The sequence below is a fragment of the Streptomyces sp. NPDC058051 genome (genome assembly GCF_042885475.1).
GTDB lineage: Bacteria > Actinomycetota > Actinomycetes > Streptomycetales > Streptomycetaceae > Streptomyces.
The window spans coordinates 1-2,851 of record NZ_JBHVRW010000068.1; the positions used below are offsets into that span (position 1 = coordinate 1).

Annotated in this window: 1 protein-coding gene; it reads left to right on the plus strand. The window is 70.2% G+C overall.

Annotation, left to right across the window (positions count from 1 at the left end; genetic code table 11):
• The coding region (locus ACFVUT_RS37585) for an SDR family NAD(P)-dependent oxidoreductase (protein WP_389671168.1) at positions 1 to 2,851 on the plus strand (2,851 nt) is incomplete at both ends.

Genomic DNA, 2,851 nt, shown 5'->3' on the forward strand with positions numbered 1-2,851 from the left:
GTCGTGACGATGACAGTCCCTCCCGTCTGCTGACCGGACTGGCCACCGGCTTCGTCCACGGCATGGACGTGGACTGGGGCCGGTTACTGCCTGGCGCCCGGACCGTTCCGTTGCCGACGTACGCCTTCCAACACGAACGATTCTGGTGGCAGCAGCCGCAGCTCACCGGCGGCGACCCCCTCGCGTGGGGGCAGCGGGCCACCGGGCATCCCCTCCTGGGTGCCGTGGTGACCATGGCTGACGGGGACGGTCTGCTGCTCACCGGACGTATGTCGCCGCGCGCTCAACCCTGGCTGGCCGAGCACCCCACGTCACCGCCTTCCGTGCTCGCCGAGCTGGCCATGCACGCCGGGGAACAGACGGGTTTCCCGCGCATCGGTGAGCTGATCATTGACCAGCCGCTCCAGCTCCCCGAGCACCACGCAGTCGAGTTGCAGATCATCATCACGGCGCCGGTCGGCCCGGGCACCCGTTCGATCGCGATTTACTCTCGCTCCCAGCTGGACGGGCACCCGGACGCCGAGGACATCGCCTGGCAGCGCCACGCACACGGCACCCTCGTCCCCGCAGAATCCGACCCCGCCACGGATTCGGGCGCTCGGGGCGCTTCGGGCGCCGCGACGGGCTCGCCTCTCAGCGACGGCATCCACGCCGACGTGGAGCTGCCGGAGGACGAGCCGGACGAGGGTTATCTGATCCACCCGTCCCTGCTGGACGCGGCCGTTCGCCTCGCCATGCCTGCCTCAGGCCTGTCGCAGGAGAGCGCGTACGCCGGTATGCAGGTGTACGCAGTCGGTGCTCGGGCCCTGCGCGTTCACGTCACCCCCGCCGACGACCGGACCGTCTCGATCGAGGCGGCCGACCCGGCCGGAGCGCCGGTCTTCGCCATCCAGCGGCTTTCGACCCGCCCGGTCACTGCGGAGCACCTCGACCGGACGCCCGCAGGCAGCGAGGGCCTCTACCACCTGGACTGGCTCGATCACACTCTCCGACCCACCGACGAGGACAACCCCGCATGGCCGGTGCTGGAACTCGCCGGCGGTGGCGACCTCGCAGCGGCCGTGTCTCAGGTGCTCGAAGGTGGACTGCTCCGGAGCATGGACGACCCTGCCCTCAGTACGGACGAGCGCGGGTTGGTCGTATGCGTCGGCAGCGGCGATGGCTCTCCTGCACAGGTCACGAAGCTCCTTCTCGGCGTGGCCGGAGTCCTGGGGCAATGGCTGACCGGCGGCCGCAAGCCGGTCATGGTTGTGACACGCAACGCGGTGCCTGCCGAGGAGGGCGAGACTGATGTCGCAGCAGCGGCCCTGTGGGGTCTGCTGCGCAGCGCGCAGTCCGACCATCCTGGCCAGCTGACGATCGTGGACGTCGACGACGACCCGGCATCGACGGCCGTGTTGCCACAGCTGATCGCGGCAGACGTGCCGCAGACGGCTGTGCGCGCGGGCCGGGTGCTGGTTCCGCGGCTGAACCGGGTGACTCCGTCCGAGACCGGGCAGCCTCTGCCGGGAGACCACAACGGGACGGTGCTCGTCACCGGCGGCACCGGCATGGTCGGAGCGGCCGTCGCCGAGCACCTGGCGGCCGCCGGATTCCGTCACTTGCTGCTCGTGTCGCGCCGGGGCGAACAGGCCCCGAACGCCCACGAGCTTGTCGAGGGCCTCGCCGCCAAAGGCGCGGAGGCCAGGGTCGCCGGCTGCGACGTGGCCGACCTGGAGGCTTTGGCGGAACTGCTGGCGGGCATCCCCGAGGCGCACCCGCTGACCGTCGTTATCCACGCGGCGGGCATCGGTCGGCCGAACGTTCCTATCGAGGCGCTGACCGCCGATCACCTGGAGACCATGTTCGCGGCCAAGGCCGTGGGTGCCTGGAATCTCCACCAGCTGACCCAGGACGTCGACCTGGCGGGCTTCGTGCTGTTCTCCTCGCTGGCCGGAACCCTCAGCACGGCCGGTCAAGCAAGCTACGCCGCCGCCAACGCCTTCCTCGACGGACTCGCCGCCAACCGTCAGTCGCGCGGGCTGCCCGGTCTGTCGGTGATGTGGGGCCAGTGGGCCCAAGAGAGCGGGCTGAGCGGCCTGTTGGACGAGGCAGGCCGGTCGGTGCTGGCGCGTGCCGGAATGTCGGCGCTGACTACCGACCACGCGGTGGTGCTGCTCGACGGTGCGATGGCCGACGGGCGTTCGAACGTCGCTGCGGCATCGTTCGACACGCCGCGCCTGGAAACACTCGCGCGCGTTGGAGGGCTGCCGGGTCTCCTGGAGGGCATCGTCCGCATGCCGATGCGGCGAGCCGCCGCCGTGTCCGCTGGCGGCACCGGCGGTCTGGCCGGGCAGCTGTCCCTCCTCAGCGAGCTGGAACAGCGCAAGAGGCTCATGGAGTTGGTACGCAAGCACGCCGCCATGGCGCTCGGACACAGCGAGCCGGACAGCGTCTACCTGAAGGTTCCGTTCAAGGAACTCGGTTTCGATTCCCTGACCGCGATCGAGTTCCGCGGCCGGCTGGGAACGGCCACAGGACTGACCCTGCCCGCGACCCTCGTGTTCGACCACCCCACGCCGGAAGCCGTGGTCGGTTATCTACGGTCGGTGCTGATGGGCGAGCCGGAGTCCGTGCGGCACGTGGCGCCGTCCGCACCCACTGACATCGCGCAGGACCCGATGGTGATCGTGGGGATGGCGTGCCGGTATCCGGGTGGTGTGGCGTCGGCCGAGGACTTGTGGCGGCTGGTGGAGTCGGGTGTGGACGCGGTGGGGGAGTTTCCCACCGATCGTGGTTGGGACGTGGAGGGTCTGTACGACCCGGATCCGGATCGGTCGGGTACGTCGTATGCGCGGGAGGGTGGCTTCCT